This is a genomic window from Streptomyces sp. NPDC127092 (genome assembly GCF_042722475.1).
Lineage (GTDB): Bacteria > Actinomycetota > Actinomycetes > Streptomycetales > Streptomycetaceae > Streptomyces.
Genome location: NZ_JBHXFE010000001.1, coordinates 189,697 through 208,135 on the forward strand (window position 1 = coordinate 189,697; position 18,439 = coordinate 208,135).

The 18,439-nt window shown below is 73.4% G+C and carries 17 protein-coding genes and 2 pseudogenes; 8 read left to right on the forward strand and 11 right to left on the reverse strand.

What is annotated here, in order from left to right; translation table 11 throughout:
* Nucleotides 1-47: 47 nt before the first annotated feature.
* From ACFWJO_RS00700 to ACFWJO_RS00720, 5 genes are read right to left on the reverse strand one after another with little or no spacing between them, the layout of a single operon-like run.
* The gene (locus ACFWJO_RS00700; RefSeq protein ID WP_386862659.1) at nucleotides 48-932 is read right to left on the reverse strand and encodes a glycosyltransferase family 2 protein; all 885 of its coding nucleotides are present in this window, start codon (nucleotides 930-932) and stop codon (nucleotides 48-50) included.
* 11 nt (nucleotides 933-943) lie between these two features.
* Nucleotides 944-1,723 (reverse strand): CDP-alcohol phosphatidyltransferase family protein, encoded by a 780-nt coding sequence (locus ACFWJO_RS00705; RefSeq protein WP_386862660.1) that lies wholly within the window; start codon nucleotides 1,721-1,723, stop codon nucleotides 944-946.
* A complete protein-coding gene (locus tag ACFWJO_RS00710) occupies nucleotides 1,701-2,762 on the reverse strand; it encodes an iron-containing alcohol dehydrogenase family protein (RefSeq protein ID WP_386862661.1) in 1,062 nt (353 codons plus the stop codon). Before ACFWJO_RS00710 ends, ACFWJO_RS00705 begins: the two co-directional genes overlap by 23 nt.
* Nucleotides 2,750-3,499, reverse strand: coding sequence for a sugar phosphate nucleotidyltransferase (locus ACFWJO_RS00715; protein WP_386862662.1), 750 nt, complete (start codon nucleotides 3,497-3,499; stop codon nucleotides 2,750-2,752). The genes ACFWJO_RS00710 and ACFWJO_RS00715 overlap by 13 nt, the downstream gene beginning before the upstream one ends.
* The gene (locus tag ACFWJO_RS00720; RefSeq protein WP_386862836.1) at nucleotides 3,496-5,301 is read right to left on the reverse strand and encodes a DUF5941 domain-containing protein; all 1,806 of its coding nucleotides are present in this window, start codon (nucleotides 5,299-5,301) and stop codon (nucleotides 3,496-3,498) included. Before ACFWJO_RS00720 ends, ACFWJO_RS00715 begins: the two co-directional genes overlap by 4 nt.
* Before the next feature lie 383 nt (nucleotides 5,302-5,684).
* On the opposite strand from ACFWJO_RS00720, the gene ACFWJO_RS00725 reads away from it, so the two are divergent.
* The 3 genes from ACFWJO_RS00725 (at nucleotide 5,685) to idi (ending at nucleotide 8,864) form a co-directional block, all read left to right on the forward strand.
* Nucleotides 5,685-6,626, forward strand: a complete 942-nt coding sequence (locus tag ACFWJO_RS00725) for a cation diffusion facilitator family transporter (RefSeq protein WP_386862663.1) — start codon at nucleotides 5,685-5,687, stop codon at nucleotides 6,624-6,626.
* 210 nt (nucleotides 6,627-6,836) lie between these two features.
* A complete protein-coding gene (locus ACFWJO_RS00730; RefSeq protein ID WP_386862664.1) occupies nucleotides 6,837-8,114 on the forward strand; it encodes a GNAT family N-acetyltransferase in 1,278 nt (425 codons plus the stop codon).
* A 141-nt stretch (nucleotides 8,115-8,255) separates the two neighbouring features.
* The gene (gene idi, locus ACFWJO_RS00735; protein ID WP_386862665.1) at nucleotides 8,256-8,864 is read left to right on the forward strand and encodes an isopentenyl-diphosphate Delta-isomerase; all 609 of its coding nucleotides are present in this window, start codon (nucleotides 8,256-8,258) and stop codon (nucleotides 8,862-8,864) included.
* On the opposite strand, the gene ACFWJO_RS00740 is transcribed toward idi, so the two are convergent.
* Nucleotides 8,830-9,357, reverse strand: a complete 528-nt coding sequence (locus ACFWJO_RS00740) for an ATP-binding protein (RefSeq protein ID WP_386862837.1) — start codon at nucleotides 9,355-9,357, stop codon at nucleotides 8,830-8,832. The genes idi and ACFWJO_RS00740 overlap by 35 nt on opposite strands.
* Before the next feature lie 130 nt (nucleotides 9,358-9,487).
* Nucleotides 9,488-10,144, reverse strand: a complete 657-nt coding sequence (locus ACFWJO_RS00745; protein ID WP_386862666.1) for an HdeD family acid-resistance protein — start codon at nucleotides 10,142-10,144, stop codon at nucleotides 9,488-9,490.
* Nucleotides 10,145-10,209: 65 nt separating this feature from the next.
* Between ACFWJO_RS00745 and ACFWJO_RS00750 the strand changes: the two genes are divergently transcribed.
* The 3 genes from ACFWJO_RS00750 to ACFWJO_RS00760 all read left to right on the forward strand — a co-directional run bounded on the left by ACFWJO_RS00750 (nucleotide 10,210) and on the right by ACFWJO_RS00760 (nucleotide 14,388).
* A complete protein-coding gene (locus ACFWJO_RS00750) occupies nucleotides 10,210-10,953 on the forward strand; it encodes an enoyl-CoA hydratase/isomerase family protein (protein ID WP_386862667.1) in 744 nt (247 codons plus the stop codon).
* A gap of 49 nt (nucleotides 10,954-11,002) precedes the next feature.
* Nucleotides 11,003-11,866: a hypothetical protein gene (locus ACFWJO_RS00755; RefSeq protein ID WP_386862668.1), complete on the forward strand. Its 864-nt coding sequence runs from the start codon at nucleotides 11,003-11,005 to the stop codon at nucleotides 11,864-11,866.
* Between the two features lie 104 nt (nucleotides 11,867-11,970).
* Nucleotides 11,971-14,388: a Tex family protein gene (locus ACFWJO_RS00760; protein WP_386862669.1), complete on the forward strand. Its 2,418-nt coding sequence runs from the start codon at nucleotides 11,971-11,973 to the stop codon at nucleotides 14,386-14,388.
* Between the two features lie 105 nt (nucleotides 14,389-14,493).
* On the opposite strand, the gene ACFWJO_RS00765 is transcribed toward ACFWJO_RS00760, so the two are convergent.
* Genes ACFWJO_RS00765 through ACFWJO_RS00775 form a run of 3 tightly spaced genes read right to left on the reverse strand, consistent with a single transcriptional unit; the run spans nucleotide 14,494 to nucleotide 16,753 of the window.
* Nucleotides 14,494-14,898, reverse strand: a complete 405-nt coding sequence (locus ACFWJO_RS00765; protein ID WP_386862670.1) for a hypothetical protein — start codon at nucleotides 14,896-14,898, stop codon at nucleotides 14,494-14,496.
* Complete coding sequence (locus tag ACFWJO_RS00770; protein WP_386862671.1) at nucleotides 14,895-15,116, reverse strand: hypothetical protein; 222 nt, start codon at nucleotides 15,114-15,116, stop codon at nucleotides 14,895-14,897. Before ACFWJO_RS00770 ends, ACFWJO_RS00765 begins: the two co-directional genes overlap by 4 nt.
* Nucleotides 15,116-16,753: an ABC-F family ATP-binding cassette domain-containing protein gene (locus ACFWJO_RS00775; RefSeq protein WP_386862672.1), complete on the reverse strand. Its 1,638-nt coding sequence runs from the start codon at nucleotides 16,751-16,753 to the stop codon at nucleotides 15,116-15,118. Before ACFWJO_RS00775 ends, ACFWJO_RS00770 begins: the two co-directional genes overlap by 1 nt.
* A gap of 59 nt (nucleotides 16,754-16,812) precedes the next feature.
* On the opposite strand from ACFWJO_RS00775, the pseudogene ACFWJO_RS00780 reads away from it, so the two are divergent.
* Nucleotides 16,813-17,391: pseudogene (locus tag ACFWJO_RS00780) on the forward strand (FAD-dependent oxidoreductase); the annotation flags it as partial.
* Nucleotides 17,392-17,561: 170 nt separating this feature from the next.
* A pseudogene (locus tag ACFWJO_RS00785) lies at nucleotides 17,562-17,942 on the forward strand (FAD-dependent oxidoreductase); the annotation flags it as partial.
* Nucleotides 17,943-18,110: 168 nt separating this feature from the next.
* Here the strand turns inward: ACFWJO_RS00785 and ACFWJO_RS00790 are convergent.
* Nucleotides 18,111-18,419 carry a hypothetical protein gene (locus ACFWJO_RS00790; protein WP_386862673.1) on the reverse strand — a complete coding sequence of 103 codons (309 nt, stop codon included), beginning with the start codon at nucleotides 18,417-18,419 and terminating at the stop codon, nucleotides 18,111-18,113.
* Nucleotides 18,420-18,439: the final 20 nt, after the last annotated feature.

Sequence of the window (18,439 nt, forward strand, 5' to 3'; positions counted from 1 at the left end):
CGAAACTTTCGTGTTCGGGATGCGCGGCAAGTCGGGTACCCACGATGTCAGACGACGGGCGGGCGTCCCAGTCGGGTCAGCCGCCACACCGTACGCCACCTCATGGGGTGCCGCGGACCGCACGGAGTCCGCCAGCCCGCCCGGAAACCGCCGAACCACGCCTGGAGGGCGGATACGGAGGGACGCCGCGCCAGCGTGAGCAGCAGCCAGACGCCGAGATAGACCGGCACCAGGGGTGCGGGAAGATTGCGGCGAGCCAGCCACACCCGGTTGCGGGCCACGTTGAAGTGGTACGTCGCGTGCCGGGACGGCGGGGTGGTGGGGTGCAGCAGCACCATGTCGGAACGGTAATCGATCATCCAGTCGGCGTCGAGGGCCCGCCAGGCGAGATCGGTTTCCTCGTGCGCGTAGAAGAACTCGTCCGGCAGCCCGCCGACCTCGGCGAACACCTTGGTGCGCACCGCGTTGGCACCGCCCAGGAAGGTGGTCACCCGCGAGGAGCGCATCGGGTCCGAGGCGCGCAGCCGCGGCACGTGCCGGCGCTGGGTGAGCCCGGTCTCCGGGTCGGCGATCCGGAAGCTGATGATGCCGAGCCGCGGGTCGGCGGTGAAGGCCTGGCGGATCAGCTCCGCGGTGTCGGTGTTGGCGAGCAGGCCGTCGTCGTCGAGGAAGAGCAGCGCGTCGACGTCGGTGCCGCCGGGGCCGAAGGCCTCGATGCCGATGTTGCGCCCCGCCGGGATGCCGACGTTCTCCGGCAGGCTCACCGTGCGGACGCCCTCGGGCAGTCCGGTGAGCTCCACGCCCTGGCCGACGACGACCACCTCGATCGGGTCGCCGTCCTGCCGGGCGACCGAGTCGAGGAGCGCGCGCAGGTCGTCGGGGCGGTTGCCCATGGTGATGACGACCGCGCCCAGTCGCATCGGCCGGGTCATGACGGCCGCCCTCACTTCAGCCTGCTGGACGCGAGGATCGACACCAGGTGCAGCACGGTCTGCAGCAGCGCGATGCCGGCGAGCACGGCGACGCCGAGCCGGGAGAAGAACAGGTCGCCCCGGACCTGGTCGACGATCGCGAGGACCAGGATCAGCAGGGAGGCCTCGATCCCCAGGATCAGGCGGTGGAACTTGAGCGCGGCGGCGGCCCGGCGGGCCAGCGCCATGCCGGAGGAGCGCGGCTCGGCGGCCGACTCCTTGACCGGGGCCATTCCCGCCTGGTGGCGGGCGACGCCGACCAGGTCGGTCTCGGCCTTGATCAGGATCGCGCCGAGCGCGGCGAGGGTGCCGAGGAAGGCCCACAGCCAGTCGATCCGGCCGCCGCCCCACAGGTCGGCGGCGCGCAGGCCGAAGCCGACGAGCACGGCCGCGTCACAGAGGTAGGCCCCGACCCGGTCGAGGTACACGCCGGCGAGCGAGTACTGCTTCTTCCAGCGGGCCAGCTCGCCGTCGACGCAGTCGAGCAGCAGATAGCCCTGGACCGCGACCACGCCGAGCACGGCGCCCCAGATGCCGGGCACGAGCAGCGCGGGTGCGGCGAGGACGCCGGACAGCGTCATCAGGTAGGTCAGCTGGTTGGGCGTGACCCGGGTGTTCGCCAGGTGACGGGTGATCCGCAGCGAGATCTCCCGCATGTACAGGCGGCCGCCCCAGTGCTCGCCGCTCCGCCGGTCCTTGACGCCCGGCGGGTGGACGACAGGGCGGAGTTCAGCTACCGATGGCTTTGGCATAGTCGGCGTACGCGTCCCTGATCTGGTCTGTGGACAGGTCGAGGTGTTCGAGGATGGTGAACCGGCCCGGCCGGGTCTGCGGGGCGAACTCCACGGCCCGGACGAACTCGTCGACGGTGAAGCCCATCTCCTCCGGCAGCACGGGCAGGCCGTGCCGGCGCAGGGTCTCGACCATCTGCGCGGACTCCTCGCGGGCGCCGCGCAGGTGCATCGCGAAGGCCGCGCCGAGGCCGCACTGCTCGCCGTGGCTGGCCGCCCGGGTCGGGTAGAGCAGGTCGAAGGCGTGGCTGATCTCGTGGCAGGCGCCCGAGGACGGGCGGCTGTCGCCGCTGATCGACATGGCGATGCCGGACATCACCAGGCCCTCGGAGAGGGTGACGAGGAAGTCGTCGTCGCCGACTCCGCCGGGGTGGCGGAGGACCGCCTCGCCGGCGCTGCGGGCCATGGCGGCGGCCAGGCCGTCGACCTTCTCGCCGGTCTCGCGGTGGGACAGCTCCCAGTCCGCGATGGCCGAGAGGTTGGAGATGGCGTCGCCGATGCCGGAGCGGACGAAGCGGATCGGCGCGTCCCGGATCACGTCGAGGTCGATGACCAGCGCGATGGGGGTGGGCACGCCGTAGGAGCCACGGCCGTTGTCGTTGTCCAGGGTGGAGATCGGCGAGCAGATGCCGTCGTGCGAGAGGTTGGTGGCGATGGCCACCAGCGGCAGGCCCACGCGGGCCGCCGCGTACTTCGTCACGTCGATGATCTTGCCGCCGCCGAGCGCCACGACCGCGTCGTACCGCTTGCCGCGCATGGCATCGGCGAGCCGGACGGCCTCGTCGATGGTGCCGCCGCTGACCGGGTACCAGTCGGCGTCCGGCAGCTCGGAGGCGAAGCGGTCACGCAGCTTCAGACCGGAGCCGCCGCTGATGGCGACGGCGATCCGGCCGTTGCTGGAGATCCGCTGGTCCGCGAGGAGCGCGGACAGGTCGTCCAGCGCTCCTCCGCGGATGTCGACGACGACCGGCGAGGGGATGAGCCGGGTCAGTACTGGCACGCGATGTCACGGCCCTTCGCGAGGTCGTCGTGGTTGTCGATCTCGACCCACTTGACGTCGCCGATGGGGGCCACGTCGACGGTGAAGCCGCGGTTGACCAGCTCCTGGTAGCCGTCCTCGTAGTACAGGTCGGGGTCGCGCTCGAAGGTGGCCTTCAGAGCGTCGGCCAGCTCCTCGGCGGCCTCGGCCTCGATCAGGGTGACGCCGATGTACTCGCCGGTGGCGTCGGCCGGGTCCATCAGCTTGGTGATCTTCTGGACGCCCTTGCCCTCGGCGGTGACGACCTTCATCTCCTCGTCGGCGAGGTTCTTCACCGTGTCGAGGGCGAGGATGATCTTCTGGCCGTTGCCGCGGGCGGCGAGCAGGGTCTTCTCGACGGAGACCGGGTGGACGGTGTCGCCGTTGGCGAGGATCACACCGCGCTTGAGGACCTCACGGGCGCACCACAGGGAGTAGGCGTTGTTCCACTCCTCGGCCTTGTCGTTGTCGATGAGGGTCAGCTTCAGGCCGTACTTCGCCTCCAGCTGCTCCTTGCGCGCGTACACGGCCTCCTTGCGGTAGCCGACGACGATCGCGACCTCGGTGAGACCGACCTCGGCGAAGTTCTTCAGCGTGAGGTCGAGCACGGTGAGGGAACCGTCACCGGCCGGGTCCACGGGCACGAGGGCCTTCGGAAGCGTGTCGGTGTAGGGGCGCAGACGCCGTCCGGCACCGGCTGCCAGTACGAGGCCAATCATGCTGTCTCTCCTTCGTCATGTACGGCGGGTGCTCCGGAGGACACCCAGAAGCGGATGGACTCCACGAGCACCACGAGGCCCACGGCGACCGCGAGCGCGGTGAGGGCCGAGGTGAAGTCGTTGCCGCGGTTCGCCAGCAGGGCGGCGAGTACGGTCACCACGAGCGTGCGTCCCTCGTGGCCGCCGATGGTGCGCACCAGCCACGCGGGCGGCGCGCCGGTGCCGCCGCGGATGCGGTACACCGTGTCGTAGTGATGGTAGGCGACCGCCGCGACCAGCCCGAATGCGGCGGGGAGTGCCTGCGCGGAGCCTGCCTTGGCGGCGAGCGCGAGCACGGTGACGTACTCGGCGGCGCGGAAGACGGGCGGGACGAGCCAGTCGAGGGGGCCCTTGAGCGGGCGGGCGACGGCGAGGCCGGCGGTCATCACGTAGATCACGGCGACCGCGATCAGGCGCTTGTCGCCGAACGGCAGGTACAGCGCGCCGCCGACCATCACGGCGGCGCCGAGCACGGCGACGGACAGGGGTCCGACGGCGCCGGCCCGGCCGCGCAGCAGCCGGGCCTGGAGCTCGGCGAGCGGGCCGGAGTCGGCCAGGTCCGCCAGGGCCCGGCAGGCGCGCTCGGTGCGGGCCGCCCGGCGGGTGACCGAGCGCAGCACGCGTCCCGCGGTGGTGTAGCAGGCGCCGAAGGCGCAGCCGGCGATCAGCGCCCAGAACACGATCCGGGGGCTGGTGGCGGCGGTGAGGACGGCGATCATCGCCCAGCGCTCGCCGATCGGCAGGATGATCATGCGCCGGGCCCAGACGGTCCAGCCGACGCTGTCGAGCCTGTTGGAGAGGGCGGTCGCGGTGGCCGTGCCGCCGGCGTTGGCCTCGTTGAAGGAGAAGTCCACGACGTGCCGGCAGGTCATCAGGACCATGGCGCCGAGCGCGAGGGCCCATACGTCGTCGCCGCCGCGGGCGGCGCCGAGGGCGAGACCGGCGTAGAAGGCGTACTCCTTGGCCCGGTCGAAGGTGGCGTCGAGCCAGGCGCCCATCGTCGAGTACTTGAGCGCGTAGCGGGCGAGCTGCCCGTCGGTGCAGTCGAGGACGAAGGAGACCAGGAGCAGCACGCCCGCGGCGACGTATCCGGCGCGGTCGCCGGTGGCGGCGCAGCCGGCCGCGATCAGCGCGGTGAGCAGCGAGGCGGTGGTGACCTGGTTGGGCGTGAGTCCGCGGCGCGCGCACCAGCGGGCGATGTAGCGCGAGTACGGGCTGATGAAGAAGGTGGTGAAGAAGCCGTCGTGTGCCTTGACGGCCGACTTCAGGCGTACGGCCTCGTCGTCGACGGCCTCGACGGCGGCGCGCGCCTGGTGGCGGGCCTCGGGGTCCTCGGGCACGGCGGCGACCAGGGTGCCGAGCTGCGGCCGGTGGACGGCGACGCCGTCGGCGTCGAGCGCGGCGGCGAGGGTGTCGGGAAGGTCGCCGACGACGGTGTGGGTGGCCTGGGCAGCGGGTGCTGCCTCGGCGGCCGCGTCGACCGCGCGGGCCAGGGCCGGGCGGGCCGCGGGCTGCGCGGTGAGGGCGCCGGGGACCGCGGCCGCCGGGAAGCGGGGGTCGGTGAGCGCGAGCCGCAGGGCGTGGACGTGGCCGACGAAGCGGGGGTCCACGACGGCGACGCGCTGTCCGGCGGGTACGGCGGCGAGCAGGGCGCCCGTCTCGTGCGGACCAAAGGCGACCTCGACGTCGAAGCCGAGGGACCGCAGATCGGCGTCGAGCGACGATCCGGGTACCGGCGGACCGGTGAGGATGGCGGTCGACAGGGCGAACTCACTCCTTGGAGCTGGCGGACGGGCCTGCGCGGCCCACGGCACGGCCCCGGGCGCGGTGTGTGCGGCCCGGCACCGGGCGACGGCACGTCGGCTGAGGCTATCGGATGAACGGAAGCGCGAGTTCATCGAGGTTTCGCGGGGCGGACTCCCCCGGGCCCACTCGCGTCCGTGCGGGTGCGCCCTGCCCTGCGGAGATCATCATGGGCGATCGGCGGCCCGCCTCACAAACCGCGTCCGCGCGCACCGCCGGCCTGGTGGAATAACCGCAGGTCAGAGCATATGACAACGGTGTTCAGTACCGTGTTGCACATACCCCCCACCCGTAGTTCACTGGCTGCTCGGGGCACAGAGACCGACATCACGGGAGGCCTTGCATGGGGGCTGGACACGACCACGGGCACAGCCACGGCGGCCCGCCGCCGAGCGGCACCGCGGCGCTGGCCTACAGGAACCGGCTGCGGATCGCGCTCGGCATCACGCTCTCCGTGATGGTGGTCGAGATCGTCGGCGGCATCGCGGCCGACTCGCTCGCCCTGATCGCGGACGCCGCCCACATGGCGACCGACGCGGTCGGTCTCGCGATGGCCCTGCTCGCGATCCACTTCGCCAACCGGCCGCCCGCCGGCAACCGCACCTTCGGCTACGCGCGGGCCGAGATCCTCGCCGCGCTCGCCAACTGTCTGCTGCTGCTCGGCGTCGGCGGCTACGTCCTGTACGAGGCGGTCCAGCGGTTCCTGGAGCCGGCCGAGACCCGCGGCGGGCTCGCCATCGCCTTCGCCGCGGTCGGTCTGGTCGCCAACATCGTCTCCCTGACGCTGCTGATGCGCGGCCAGAAGGAGAGCCTGAACGTACGGGGCGCCTACCTGGAGGTGCTCGCCGACGCGCTCGGCTCGGTGACGGTGATCGTCTCCGCGGGCATCATCCTGGCCACCGGCTGGCAGTACGCGGACCCGATCGCCTCGATCGTGATCGGCCTGATGATCGTGCCGCGCACGGTGAAACTGCTGCGGGAGACCCTGGACGTGCTCCTGGAGTCCGCGCCGAAGGGCGTGGACATGGCCGAGGTACGGGCCCACATACTGGCCCTGCCGGGCGTCGAGGACGTCCACGACCTGCACGCCTGGACGATCACCTCGGGCATGCCGGTGCTCTCCGCGCACGTGGTCGTCGAACCGGAGGTGCTGGACTCCGTCGGCCACGAGAAGATGCTGCACGACCTCCAGGGCTGCCTCGGCTCGCACTTCGACGTCGAGCACTGCACCTTCCAGCTGGAGCCGGCCGGTCACGCGGAGCACGAGGCCAAGCTCTGCCTGTGAGGCCCGCTCGGGCCTGCTAGCCTCGACGGGACGACTTGCCGGTCCGCGGTGGAGAGGAGCTGAGGTTGATGACCGTCGCGATGGAGGCCGCCCGTAGCGGCGCCGCCCGGTCCAGCCTCAGCTCCCGGGTCTCCGGCTGATCTGATCCCCGGTTCTTCCACCGGCACGTCATGACGTCGGCCGGGACCCTCTCACACAAGGGTTCCCACGTTGTCCGACAACGACATCACCACCGACACCACCACTTCCGCGCTTCACGACGCCTTCTTCGCCCTGCACCACGGTCTGCCGCGGCAGGGCCCCGGCTCCGACTCCACCACCCGCCGCCTGCTCGCCCTCGCGGGCCCGCTTCCCGAGCGGCCGCGCGTGCTCGACCTGGGCTGCGGTCCCGGCCGCTCCGCGCTCCTGCTCGCCGCCGAGGCGGGCGCCGAGGTGACGGCGGTCGACCTGCACGAGCCGTTCCTGGCCGAGCTGCGGGCGGCGGCCGCCGCCCGCGGTCTGGCCGACCGCGTCCACCCCCTGCGGGCCGACATGGGCGCGCTCGAGCAGCTGCCCGACGGCTCCTTCGACCTGGTCTGGGCCGAGAGCTCGGCGTACGTGATCGGCTTCGACCGGGCGCTCGCCGAGTGGCGCCGGCTCCTCGCGCCCGGCGGCACCCTGGTGCTCACCGAGTGCGAGTGGACCACCGACGCGCCGGGCCCCGAGGCCCGCGCGTTCTGGGAGCCGCACTACGCGCTGCGCACCACCGCCGGGAACACGGCGGCGGCCGTCGCCGCCGGCTACCACGTCCTCGGGGTGGTGCCCCAGCCCGAGAGCGACTGGGACGAGTACTACGGCCCGCTCGCCGAGCGGGCGGCGGCCGCCGATCCCGCCTCGCCGGGCATGGCCGAGGCCCTGGCCTCGACCCGGGCCGAGCTGGAGCTGCGCCGCGACCACGGCGGCGACTACGGCTACACCGGTTACGTCCTGCGTCCCGCCGACCCCCGCTGGACGGCCCGTGAGGAGACGGCCGCCGACGTCGCCCGCGTGCGGGAGGTCAACGCGGCGGCCTTCCCCACGCCCGAGGAGGCCGGTCTGGTGGACGCGCTGCGCGCGGACCCGGACGCGTGGCTGCCCGGCCTCTCGTACGTGGCGGAGGCTCCGGACGGCACGGTGGCCGCGTACGCGCTGATCACCCGGTGCCATGTGGACGGCGTCCCGGCGGCGGCCCTGGCGCCGGTCGCGGTGGCGCCGGAGTACCAGCGGACGGGCGCCGGGCAGGCCGTCGTCCGGGCCGTGCTCGACGCCGCGCGGCTGCGCGGGGAGCGGCTCGTGCTGGTGCTCGGCCATCCGGAGTACTACCCGCGGTTCGGATTCGTACGGGCGTCCGCGTATGGGATCAAGCCAGCCTTCGCGGTTCCGGACGAAGCCATGATGGCGCTGGATCTGGGCGGTTCCGGGCCCGTCACCAGGGGCACGATCTCGTATCCGGCGGCTTTCGGGGTCTGACGCGCCGGCCGCTCCCGCCGCGCCGGGTGTACTCCGGTGCGGTGGGAGCGGCCATGTCCGGCCTCCGAAGTACGGACAAGCCGGTTTTGTACGGCAGACTGAGGTGGCCCCTCAGGGCGAGGACCGATGCGAAGGATGGGTATGCCGACCACATCAGCCACCGTGGCTCACAGCTCGTCGAACGGCGTGCGGCCGACCGAGGCCGAGGCGCCGATCATGCTCGAACTGGTCGACGAGGACGGCGTCACGATCGGTACGGCGGAGAAGCTCGCCGCGCACCAGGCGCCGGGGCAGCTGCACCGCGCGTTCTCGGTCTTCCTCTTCGACGAGACGGGACGGCTGCTGCTGCAGCGGCGGGCGCTGGGCAAGTACCACTCCCCCGGCGTGTGGTCCAACACCTGCTGCGGCCACCCCTACCCGGGTGAGGCGCCGTTCGCGGCGGCCGCCCGGCGCACCTTCGAGGAGCTCGGCGTGTCGCCCTCGCTGCTCGCGGAGGCGGGCACGGTCCGCTACAACCACCCGGACCCGGCCTCGGGCCTGGTGGAGCAGGAGTTCAACCACCTGTTCGTCGGCCTGGTGCAGGCAGGACCGCGGCCGGATCCCGAGGAGGTCGGGGAGACCGCCTTCGTGACCGCGGCCGAGCTCGCCGAGCGGCACGCCGCCGCGCCGTTCTCCGCCTGGTTCATGACGGTGCTCGACGCGGCGCGGCCGGCGATCAGGGAGCTGACGGGTCCGTCCGGGAGCTGGTGACCCCGGGCTCGTCCGGCGGTCCCGCGGGCCCCTGACTCGGGACGAACGGGTTCAGGGGCAGCGCCGCCCAGATGATCTTGCCGCCGCCCGCGGTGTGCTCGACGTCGCAGGCGCCGCCGGACTCGCGGGCGATCTCCCGGACGAGGAGCAGACCGCGTCCGCCCGTCTGTCCCCAGTCGGCCTCCAGGGCCTTGGGGCGGTAGGGATGGTTGTCCTCGACGGACACCCGTACCCATTCCGCCCCGATGGCCACCTCCACCGCTATCTCCGGGGAGAGCAGCGCGGCGTGCTTGACCGCGTTGGTGACCAGCTCGGAAACGATGAGAAGCAGTCCCTGCACGGTGTCGTCGTGGATCGGGACGCTCTGCCGGACCAGCAGGTCGCGGACGGCGTGCCGGGCCTGCGGCACCGAGACGTCGACCGCGGGAGCGGTGAACCGCCAGACCCCTTCGTAGGACGGTGGCCGGGCGGGGACGCTCCCGCGGCTCTCCATAGTCCGGCTCCCGCCCTCGTGCTCGATTGTCGCCACGGGTCGAGTCTTGGGAATCCTTTGGTGCACCTCTGGCTACTGACCAGAAGTCGACACTTATCGACCGACTTCTGATCGGGTGAGTATGCCAACGTCAGTTGTTCGACTGCTCCTGATCCTCCGCTGACGTCTTCGGAGGACCGACCGCCGGTGTGACCATATGGACGATACGGCGGCCGCCCACCCCCATCGCGACGAGACCCAGTCCGTCGAAGAGCAGCGCCAGCGAGAAGAACGCCCCGATCACGTACCGGCTGCTGTCCGGCCAGTCGACCAGCACCAGGATGCCCAGCAGCAGCCCGAAGGCGCCCTGGACCAGGGTCCAGCCGAACTGCGGACCGCGCACCACCACACTGCCCACCAGCCGGAACACCCCGCCCGTCAGGAAGAGCAGCGCCGCGAACATCGTCAGCGCCTCGGCCGAGCCCTCGGGATGCCGGATGACGACCACGCCGGCCGCGATGTTCAGCGCCGCGACCACCACCGCGAGCCAGAAGTAGCCGGTCCCGCGCGACTCGACGGCGTGCAGCAGACCGACGATCCCGCCGATCAGCAGCAGCCAGCCGAACAGGAGCATCGAGGTGAGGGTGGCCACGCCGGTGTAGACGAGGCCGACGATCCCGCCGACGACCAGCAGGACCCCGAGCGCGGTGAGCCAGCCGAAGCTGCGGCGGAGCTTCCTCCCCTCACGGCGCAGCGCGGTGCGCTCGGCGCCGGACAGGTGCTCCGGGGGCAGGTCCTCGCGGGCCATGGGCGTCTCCTCCTCGCACCCCCTTCCTGATCGTACGTACGGGGCCCCCGGATAGCATCCGGCGCATGGAGCCGCAGCTGACCGTGAGCGTCGCCGATGAGGTCGCGACCGTCGTCATCGCCAACCCCGCCAAGCGCAACGCCATGACCGCCGGCATGTGGCGGTCCCTGCCCGGGCTGCTCGCCCCGCTGGCCGCCGACCCGGCGGTGCGCGCCCTGGTGCTCACCGGCGCGGGCGACACCTTCTGCGCCGGGGCCGACATCTCGACGCTGCGCGAACCGGGCGACGAGCAGCAGGCCCTCGCCGTCCGCGCCGAGGAGGCGCTGGCCGCCTTCCCCAAGCCGACGCTGGCCGCCGTGCGCGGCTGGTGCGTGGGCGGCGGCAGCCAGCTCGCGGCCGCCTGCGACCTGCGGTTCGCCGAGGAGGGCGCGCGTTTCGGGGTGACCCCGGCGAAGCTCGGCATCGTCTACCCGGCCTCCTCCACCCGCCGGCTCACCGCACTCGTCGGCCCCTCGGCCGCCAAGTACCTGCTGTTCTCCGGGGAGTTCATCGACACCGAGCGGGCACTGCGCACCGGCCTGGTCGACGAGGTGCACCCGGCGGGCGGCCTCGACAAGCGGGTCGCCGAGTTCACCCGGACGCTCGTCTCCCGCTCGCTGCTCACCCAGGCCGCCGCGAAGGAGTTCGCCGACGGCCGCGCCGGCCGGGAGGAGCACTGGGCGGAGCAGGCCCACGCGAGCGACGACACCGCCGAAGGGGTCGCCGCCTTCCTGGAGGGCCGCACGGCCCGCTTCACCTACGGGCGCTGAGCCCCTCCGGGATTCCCTCCGTACCGACCGGTAGGTAAGGTGCGGCTCCATGACGACTCTGCCGCCCCAGGCCGGCCGCCGCTGCGCCCACCCGGTCAACCTGCTGCACGCGACCCTCTTCTTCTCCCCCGACCTGGACCTGGTGTTCAAGGAGCTGGGCTTCGAGGACAGCAGCGCGATCCGGCTCGCCGCGCGCAGCGCCCCGCTCGGCGCCGTGGGCGCCGGAACCGTCGCCGCGACCTTCTACAACTACAACCACTCCTTCCTCGCCCGGCACCTGCCGGCCGTCTGGGAGACCGCTTCGCCCGCCGAGGTCCTCGACGCCCGGCTGCGGACCGTCGACCTCACCCTGCGCCGGCTGCTCGGCGAGGACGCCGTCGCCTCCCCGGAGATGGCCGAGGCCGCCGAGCTCGCCCTGCGCGCCGCCGAGGCCTGCACCCGGCACGCCCGCCCGCTGTACTCGGGCAACGCCGACCTTCCCGTGCCGGACGCCCCGCACCTGCGGCTCTGGCACGCCACCACGCTGCTGCGCGAGCACCGCGGCGACGGCCACCTGACGGCCCTGCTGAACGCGGGCCTCGACCCGGTGGAGGCGCTCGCCAGCCACACCGCGACCGGCCGGGGCATGTCCCCGCGCTGGGTCCTCGGCACCCGCGGCTGGGGCCGCGCCGACTGGGAGGCGGCCGTGGAGCGGCTGCGGGAGCGCGGGCTGCTCGACGCGGAGGGCGAGCTCACCGGGGCGGGCGAGGCCCTGCGCGAGTCGCTGGAGGAGGAGACGGACCGACTGGACGCCGCGCCGTACGAGCACCTGGGCGCCGAGGGCACCGCCAGGCTGACCGCGCTGGCCAAGGGCTTCCTGGTGGCCGCGGTGGGCGCGGGCGCGTTCCCGGCGGACCTCACCGGCAAGGCCTGACGCACCCCGGGACGGGTGCGGGGCGGGTCGGTTGCCGCGTACGGGTGATCGACCCGGCAGAATGCATCCGCAAGCTTGAGGCACGAGAAGGCGGGTCGGACATCGTGACGACGTCCATCGAGGCAAGGATCGCCGAGGAACTCGGCGTACGCGAGCGACAGGTGAAGGCGGCCGTCGAACTGCTCGACGGCGGTTCGACCGTGCCGTTCATCGCGCGCTACCGCAAGGAAGCGACCGAGATGCTCGACGACGCGCAGCTGCGCACCCTGGAGGAGCGGCTGCGGTATCTGCGCGAGCTGGAGGACCGGCGCGCCGCCGTCCTCGACTCCGTGCGGGAGCAGGGCAAGCTGACGCCCGAGCTGGAGGCGCAGATCCGGGCCGCCGACACCAAGGCGCGCCTGGAGGACATCTACCTGCCCTTCAAGCCGAAGCGGCGGACCAAGGCGCAGATCGCCCGCGAGGCCGGTCTCGAACCGCTGGCCGACGGGCTGCTCGGCGACCCGTCGGTGGAACCGCTCGCCGCCGCGGCCGCGTTCGTCGACGCCGACAAGGGCGTCGCGGACCCGGCGGCGGCCCTGGAGGGCGCGCGGGCCATCCTCGCCGAGCGCTTCTCGGAGGACGCCGACCTGATCGGCGAGCTGCGCGAGCGGATGTGGAGCCGGGGCCGGCTGGTCGCCAGGGTCCGGGAGGGCAAGGAGGAGGCGGGCGCGAAGTTCGCCGACTACTTCGACTTCGCCGAGCCGTTCACGGCACTGCCCTCGCACCGGATCCTCGCGATGCTGCGCGGCGAGAAGGAGGACGTGCTCACCCTGGAGCTGGAGCCGGAGGAGCCCGCCGACGGTCCCGCGGCGACCTCCTCGTACGAGCCGATCGTGGCGGCCCGCTTCGGCGTGGCCGACCGGGGCCGGCCCGGCGACAAGTGGCTCCTGGACACGGTCCGCTGGGCCTGGCGCACCCGCATCCTGGTCCACCTCGGCATCGACCTGCGGCTGCGGCTGCGCACCGCCGCCGAGGACGAGGCCGTGCGGGTCTTCGCGGCGAACCTGCGCGACCTGCTGCTCGCGGCCCCGGCCGGCACCCGTGCGACGCTGGGCCTCGACCCGGGCTTCCGCACGGGCGTGAAGGTCGCGGTCGTCGACGCGACCGGCAAGGTCGTCGCCACGGACACGATCTACCCGCACGTCCCGGCGAACAAGTGGGACGAGTCGCTGGCGAAGCTGGCCCGGCTCGCGCAGGAGCACGCGGTCGAGCTGGTCGCCATCGGCAACGGCACCGCGTCCCGCGAGACCGACAAGCTCGCCGGTGAACTCATCGCCAGGCACCCCGAGTTGAAGCTGACGAAGGTGATGGTCTCCGAGGCCGGCGCCTCGGTCTACTCCGCCTCCGCGTTCGCCTCGCAGGAACTCCCGGACCTGGACGTGTCGTTGCGCGGCGCGGTGTCGATCGCGCGCCGGCTCCAGGACCCGCTCGCCGAGCTGGTGAAGATCGACCCGAAGTCCATCGGCGTCGGCCAGTACCAGCACGACCTGTCCGAGGTGAAGCTCTCCCGCTCGCTCGACGCGGTCGTCGAGGACTGCGTGAACGGCGTCGGCGTCGACGTCAACACCGCCTCCGCGCCGCTCCTTTCGCGCGTGTCCGGGATCGGCGCGGGCCTCGCCGAGAACATCGTGGCCCACCGCGACGCCAACGGCCCCTTCCGTTCCCGGCGCGCCCTGAAGGACGTGCCGCGGCTCGGCCCCAAGGCGTACGAGCAGTGCGCGGGCTTCCTGCGCATCCGCGGCGGCGAGGACCCGCTGGACGCGTCGGCGGTGCACCCGGAGGCGTACCCGGTGGTGCGCCGCATGGTGAAGACGGCGGGCGGCGAGGTCGGCGCGCTGATCGGCAACACCGGCGTGCTGCGCTCGCTGCGCGCGGACGACTTCGTCGACGAGACCTTCGGTCTGCCGACGGTCACCGACATCCTGAAGGAGCTGGAGAAGCCGGGCCGCGACCCGCGGCCCGCGTTCCGCACGGCCACCTTCAAGGAGGGCGTCGAGAAGATCGGCGACCTCGTCTCCGGGATGGTCCTCGAGGGTGTGGTCACCAATGTCGCCGCGTTCGGCGCCTTCGTCGACGTCGGCGTCCACCAGGACGGTCTGGTGCACGTCTCGGCCATGTCGAAGACCTTCGTCAAGGACCCGCGCGACGTGGTGAAGCCGGGCGACGTGGTCAAGGTGAAGGTCCTGGACGTCGACATCCCGCGCAAGCGGATCTCGCTGACGCTGCGCCTCGACGACGAGGCGGCAGCGGAGTCCCACGCCGGCGCCGGTGAGCGCGCCCCGAGGCGCGACCGCGGCGGCCGCCCGCCCCAGCAGCGGCGCGGCAACGGCGGTGGCGGCGGCGGTGGCGGCGACCGCGGCCGGGACCGTGACCGTGACCGCGGGCAGGCCGCGGCCCCCGCGAACAGCGCGATGGCCGACGCCCTGCGCAAGGCCGGCCTCCTCAACGAGGGCGGTGGCGGCGGCAAGCGCCGCGGGCGCTGAGCCGGCGGCGTACCGCTGACGTGACGAGGTGCCGCTGACATGACGACGGGCCCGGCCGATCGGTCGGGCCCGTCGTCATGGGCGCCGCGAAACCAGGCGCAGGGATTACGGGACGAAGCGCAGGGCCCAGTCCGCGCGGTTCGCCACCGCGAGGTCGTCGTCCTCCGTGAGGGGCCGGAGCAGGCGCTGGGCGGTGCCCGGGTCGGCCTGGACGAGGTCGACGATCTCGGCGGCCAGACCGTCCTGGTCGTCGCCCAGGTCGACGGCCGAGGCCCGGACGAGGACGGGGAGCCGTTCCGTACCGCCGAGGGCGGCGACGACACCGCCCAGGAGCTCGCGGGCGTAGGAGTTGCGGTCGGCGACCGCGCGGTCGAGTTCGGCTTCGAGGCGCGGGAGCAGGCCGCGGTCGCCCGTCGCCGCGATCTCGTCGGCGAGGTCGATCGTCTCGTCGACGTCGGCCTCGAGGTCGTCCAGCATCTCGATCAGCCGGGTCACACGGTCGTCGGTCATGGTGCCTCCTGGAATGCGCCGTCCACGAGGACGGGTACCACGGTGGACGCGTCGATCTCGGCGGCCACCTCCACGTCCCGCGGACAGCCGTACGCGTACAGTTCACGGCCCGGCTCGCAGCCGTGCAAGGCGGCGACCGGGTCCTCCGTGGCCGACCGCGGCGTCGCCGCCGCGGTCGCCTCGGGGCTCAGGGTGGCGGCGCCCGCCTCGGCGGGCATCAGAGCTCGGTGACCTTTCCGTCCGCCACCTCGACGCGCCGGGTCGTGCGGACGGCGTCCAGCATGCGGCGGTCGTGGGTGACGAGCAGCAGCGTGCCGTCGTACGAGTCGAGGGCGGACTCCAGCTGCTCGATGGCCGGCAGGTCGAGGTGGTTGGTCGGCTCGTCGAGGACGAGCAGGTTCACTCCCCGGCCCTGGAGCAGGGCCAGCGCGGCCCGGGTGCGCTCGCCGGGCGAGAGGGTGGTGGCGGGCCGCAGCACGTGGGCGGCCTTGAGGCCGAACTTGGCGAGCAGCGTGCGCACCTCCGCCGGCTCGGTCTCGGGCACGGCGGCGCAGAAGGCGTCGAGCAGGGTCTCGGTGCCGTGGAAGAGCTTGCGGGCCTGGTCGACCTCGCCGACGACGACGCCGGCGCCGAGGACCGCGTCGCCGGCGTCCAGCGGCAGCCGGCCGAGCAGCGCGGCGAGCAGGGTGGACTTGCCGGCCCCGTTGGCACCGGTGATGGCGACCCGGTCGGCCCAGTCGATCTGGAGCGTGACGGGCCCGAAGGCGAAGTCGCCGCGGCGGACCTCGGCCTCGCGCAGGGTCGCCACGACGGCGCCCGACCGGGGCGCGGCGGCGATCTCCATGCGCAGCTCCCACTCCTTGCGGGGCTCGTCGACGACGTCGAGGCGCTCGATCATGCGCTGGGTCTGGCGGGCCTTCGCCGCCTGCTTCTCGCTGGACTCGCCGCGCAGCTTCTTCCCGATCTTGTCGTTGTCGGTGGCCTTGCGGCGGGCGTTGCGGACGCCCTTGTCCATCCAGTTGCGCTGCATGAGGGCGCGGGATTCGAGGGAGGCCTTCTTGTCGGCGTACTCCTCGTACTCCTCGCGGGCGTGGCGGCGGGCGGTGGCCCGCTCCTCCAGGTAGGCCTCGTAGCCGCCGCCGTAGAGGGTGATCTGCTGCTGGGCGAGGTCGAGTTCGAGGACCTTGGTGACGGTCCGGGTGAGGAACTCGCGGTCGTGGCTGATGACGACGGTGCCGGCGCGCAGGCCCTTCACGAAGGCCTCGAGACGCTCCAGACCTTCGAGGTCGAGATCGTTCGTCGGCTCGTCGAGGAGGAAGACGTCGTAGCGGGAGAGGAGCAGCGAGGCGAGTCCCGCGCGGGCGGCCTGGCCGCCGGAGAGGCCGGTCATCGGCTGGTCGAGGCCGACGGTGAGGCCGAGGGAGCCCGCGACCTCCTCGGCGCGCTCGTCGAGGTCGGCGCCGCCGAGGTCGAGCCAGCGCTCCAGGCTGACGGCGTACGCGTCGTCGGCGCCGGGAGCGCCGTCGACGAGGCCCTGGGTCGCCTCGTCCATGGCGGTCTGGGCGGCGGCGACGCCGGTGCGGCGGGCCAGGAACTCCCGCACGGTCTCGCCCTCGCGACGCTCCGGCTCCTGCGGGAGGTGGCCGACGGTGGCGGTGGGCGGCGAGAGCCGCAGCTCTCCCTCCTCGGGCGTGTCGAGGCCCGCCAGCAGCCGGAGCAGCGTGGACTTGCCGGCGCCGTTGACGCCGACGAGGCCGATCACGTCTCCGGGGGCCACGACGAGGTCGAGCCCGGAGAAGAGGGAGCGTTCGCCGTGGCCGGCGGCGAGGTTCTTGGCGACGAGAGTGGCAGTCATCAGGGCACGAATCCTACGTGCCGGACCGCGGGGGCGTGGGGCGCGTGTACCGTCCGGGCATGGACAGCGACGTGATCGTGGTGGGCGGCGGCGTCATCGGGCTGACGACGGCGGTCCGGCTCGCCGAGCGCGGGCTCCGGGTGCGGCTCTGGTCGCGGGACGAGGCGACGGCGACCACGTCGGCGGTGGCGGGCGCCCTGTGGTGGCCGTACCGGATCGAGCCCGCGGCCGAGGCGGGCACGTGGGCGCTGACCTCGCTGCGGGTGTACGAGGAGCTGGCCGGCGACCCGGACGGGACGGGGGTGCGGTTCGTGGCGGGCGTGCACGCGGACACCCTGCTGGCGGGTCTCGGCTCCTGGGCGGGTGAGGTCGGAGGGCTGCGCCAGCTCCCGCCGGAGGAGGTGCCGGGGCCGTACGGGACGGGGCTCGCGGCCCGGATCCCGCTCGTCGACATGCCGGTGCACCTGGGCTGGCTGCGCGGGCGGGCGGAGGAGCTGGGCGTGCGGCTGGAGCGGCGTACGGCGGCGGATCCGGCCGAGGCGGGCGCGGCGGCTCCGGTGGTCGTCAACTGCACGGGGCTGGGCGCGCGGGAGTTCGTGGGCGACGCCGGGATGCGGGCGGTGCGCGGTCAGCTGGTGCTGGGGCCTGTCCGGCGGATCAGGGCCGGACAGGCCGCGGCGTCTGGTGCGGTGCATCGCAAGGCGCCGGAGCGTCTCGATAGCGGAGCTATCGGGGCGTTTCGGCAACGCGGCGAGGTGCCGTGCCAGGCGTCGCGGACCCGGCCATGATCCGCCGGACAGGCCCTAGGGAGAACCCGGGCGTGGATACCTGGTTCACGGCGGCGGACGGGGCGGCCGACGAGACGACGTACTTCTTCCCGCAGCCGGGGCGGCTGATCCTGGGCGGCACGGCCGAGGAGGACGACGAGCGGACGGAGCCCGATCCGGTGACGGCCGCGGCGATCGTCGCGCGGTGCGCCCGGATCCGGCCGGAGCTCGCGGGCGCCCGCGTCCTGGGCCACCGGGTGGGTCTGCGCCCCGCCCGGGCGGGCGGGGTGCGTCTGGAGTCCGAGCCGCTGCCGGGCGGAGGGACCCTCGTGCACAACTACGGTCACGGGGGCGCGGGCATCACGGTGGCCTGGGGCTGCGCGGACCGGGCGGCGGAGCTGGCGACGGCGGCCCGCCCCTGACGGCCGGGGGCCTCGGTCCGGTCCGGCGATCGGACCGGGCACGCCCTTGGCGGTGTCGCGCCGCCGCATCGCGAACGCCCGCCCCGGGGCCGTACGGCTCCGGGGCGGGCGTCGCGTTCACAGGCGGTGCGGCGGCGCCGGCTCAGGGTCGACGCGGCTGTTTCCCGTTCAGCGCGGGAACGGCTTGGGCGCGGTGTCGTCCGCGTCCTCGCAGGCCTTGGCCTTCTGCTCCAGGGCGGCGGCCTGGGCGCGGGCCTTGCGGGCGGCGGCCTTCTCGCCGAGGCGGTCGAGCTTCGCGGCCTTGGCCCGCAGCTCGGCGGCGTCCTGGCGCAGCTCGGCGGGCTTGCAGGTGACCGTCCGGCCGGCCGCCTGGGCGGCCGGCGCGGTCACGGTCTGGCCGAGCAGCAGGCCCCCGGCCAGCAGCGTCGTGGCGGCCAGGGCCGACAGGGTGCGGCGCAGCGGCGTCGCGTTCGTCATGGTTCACTCCAACTTCCGGG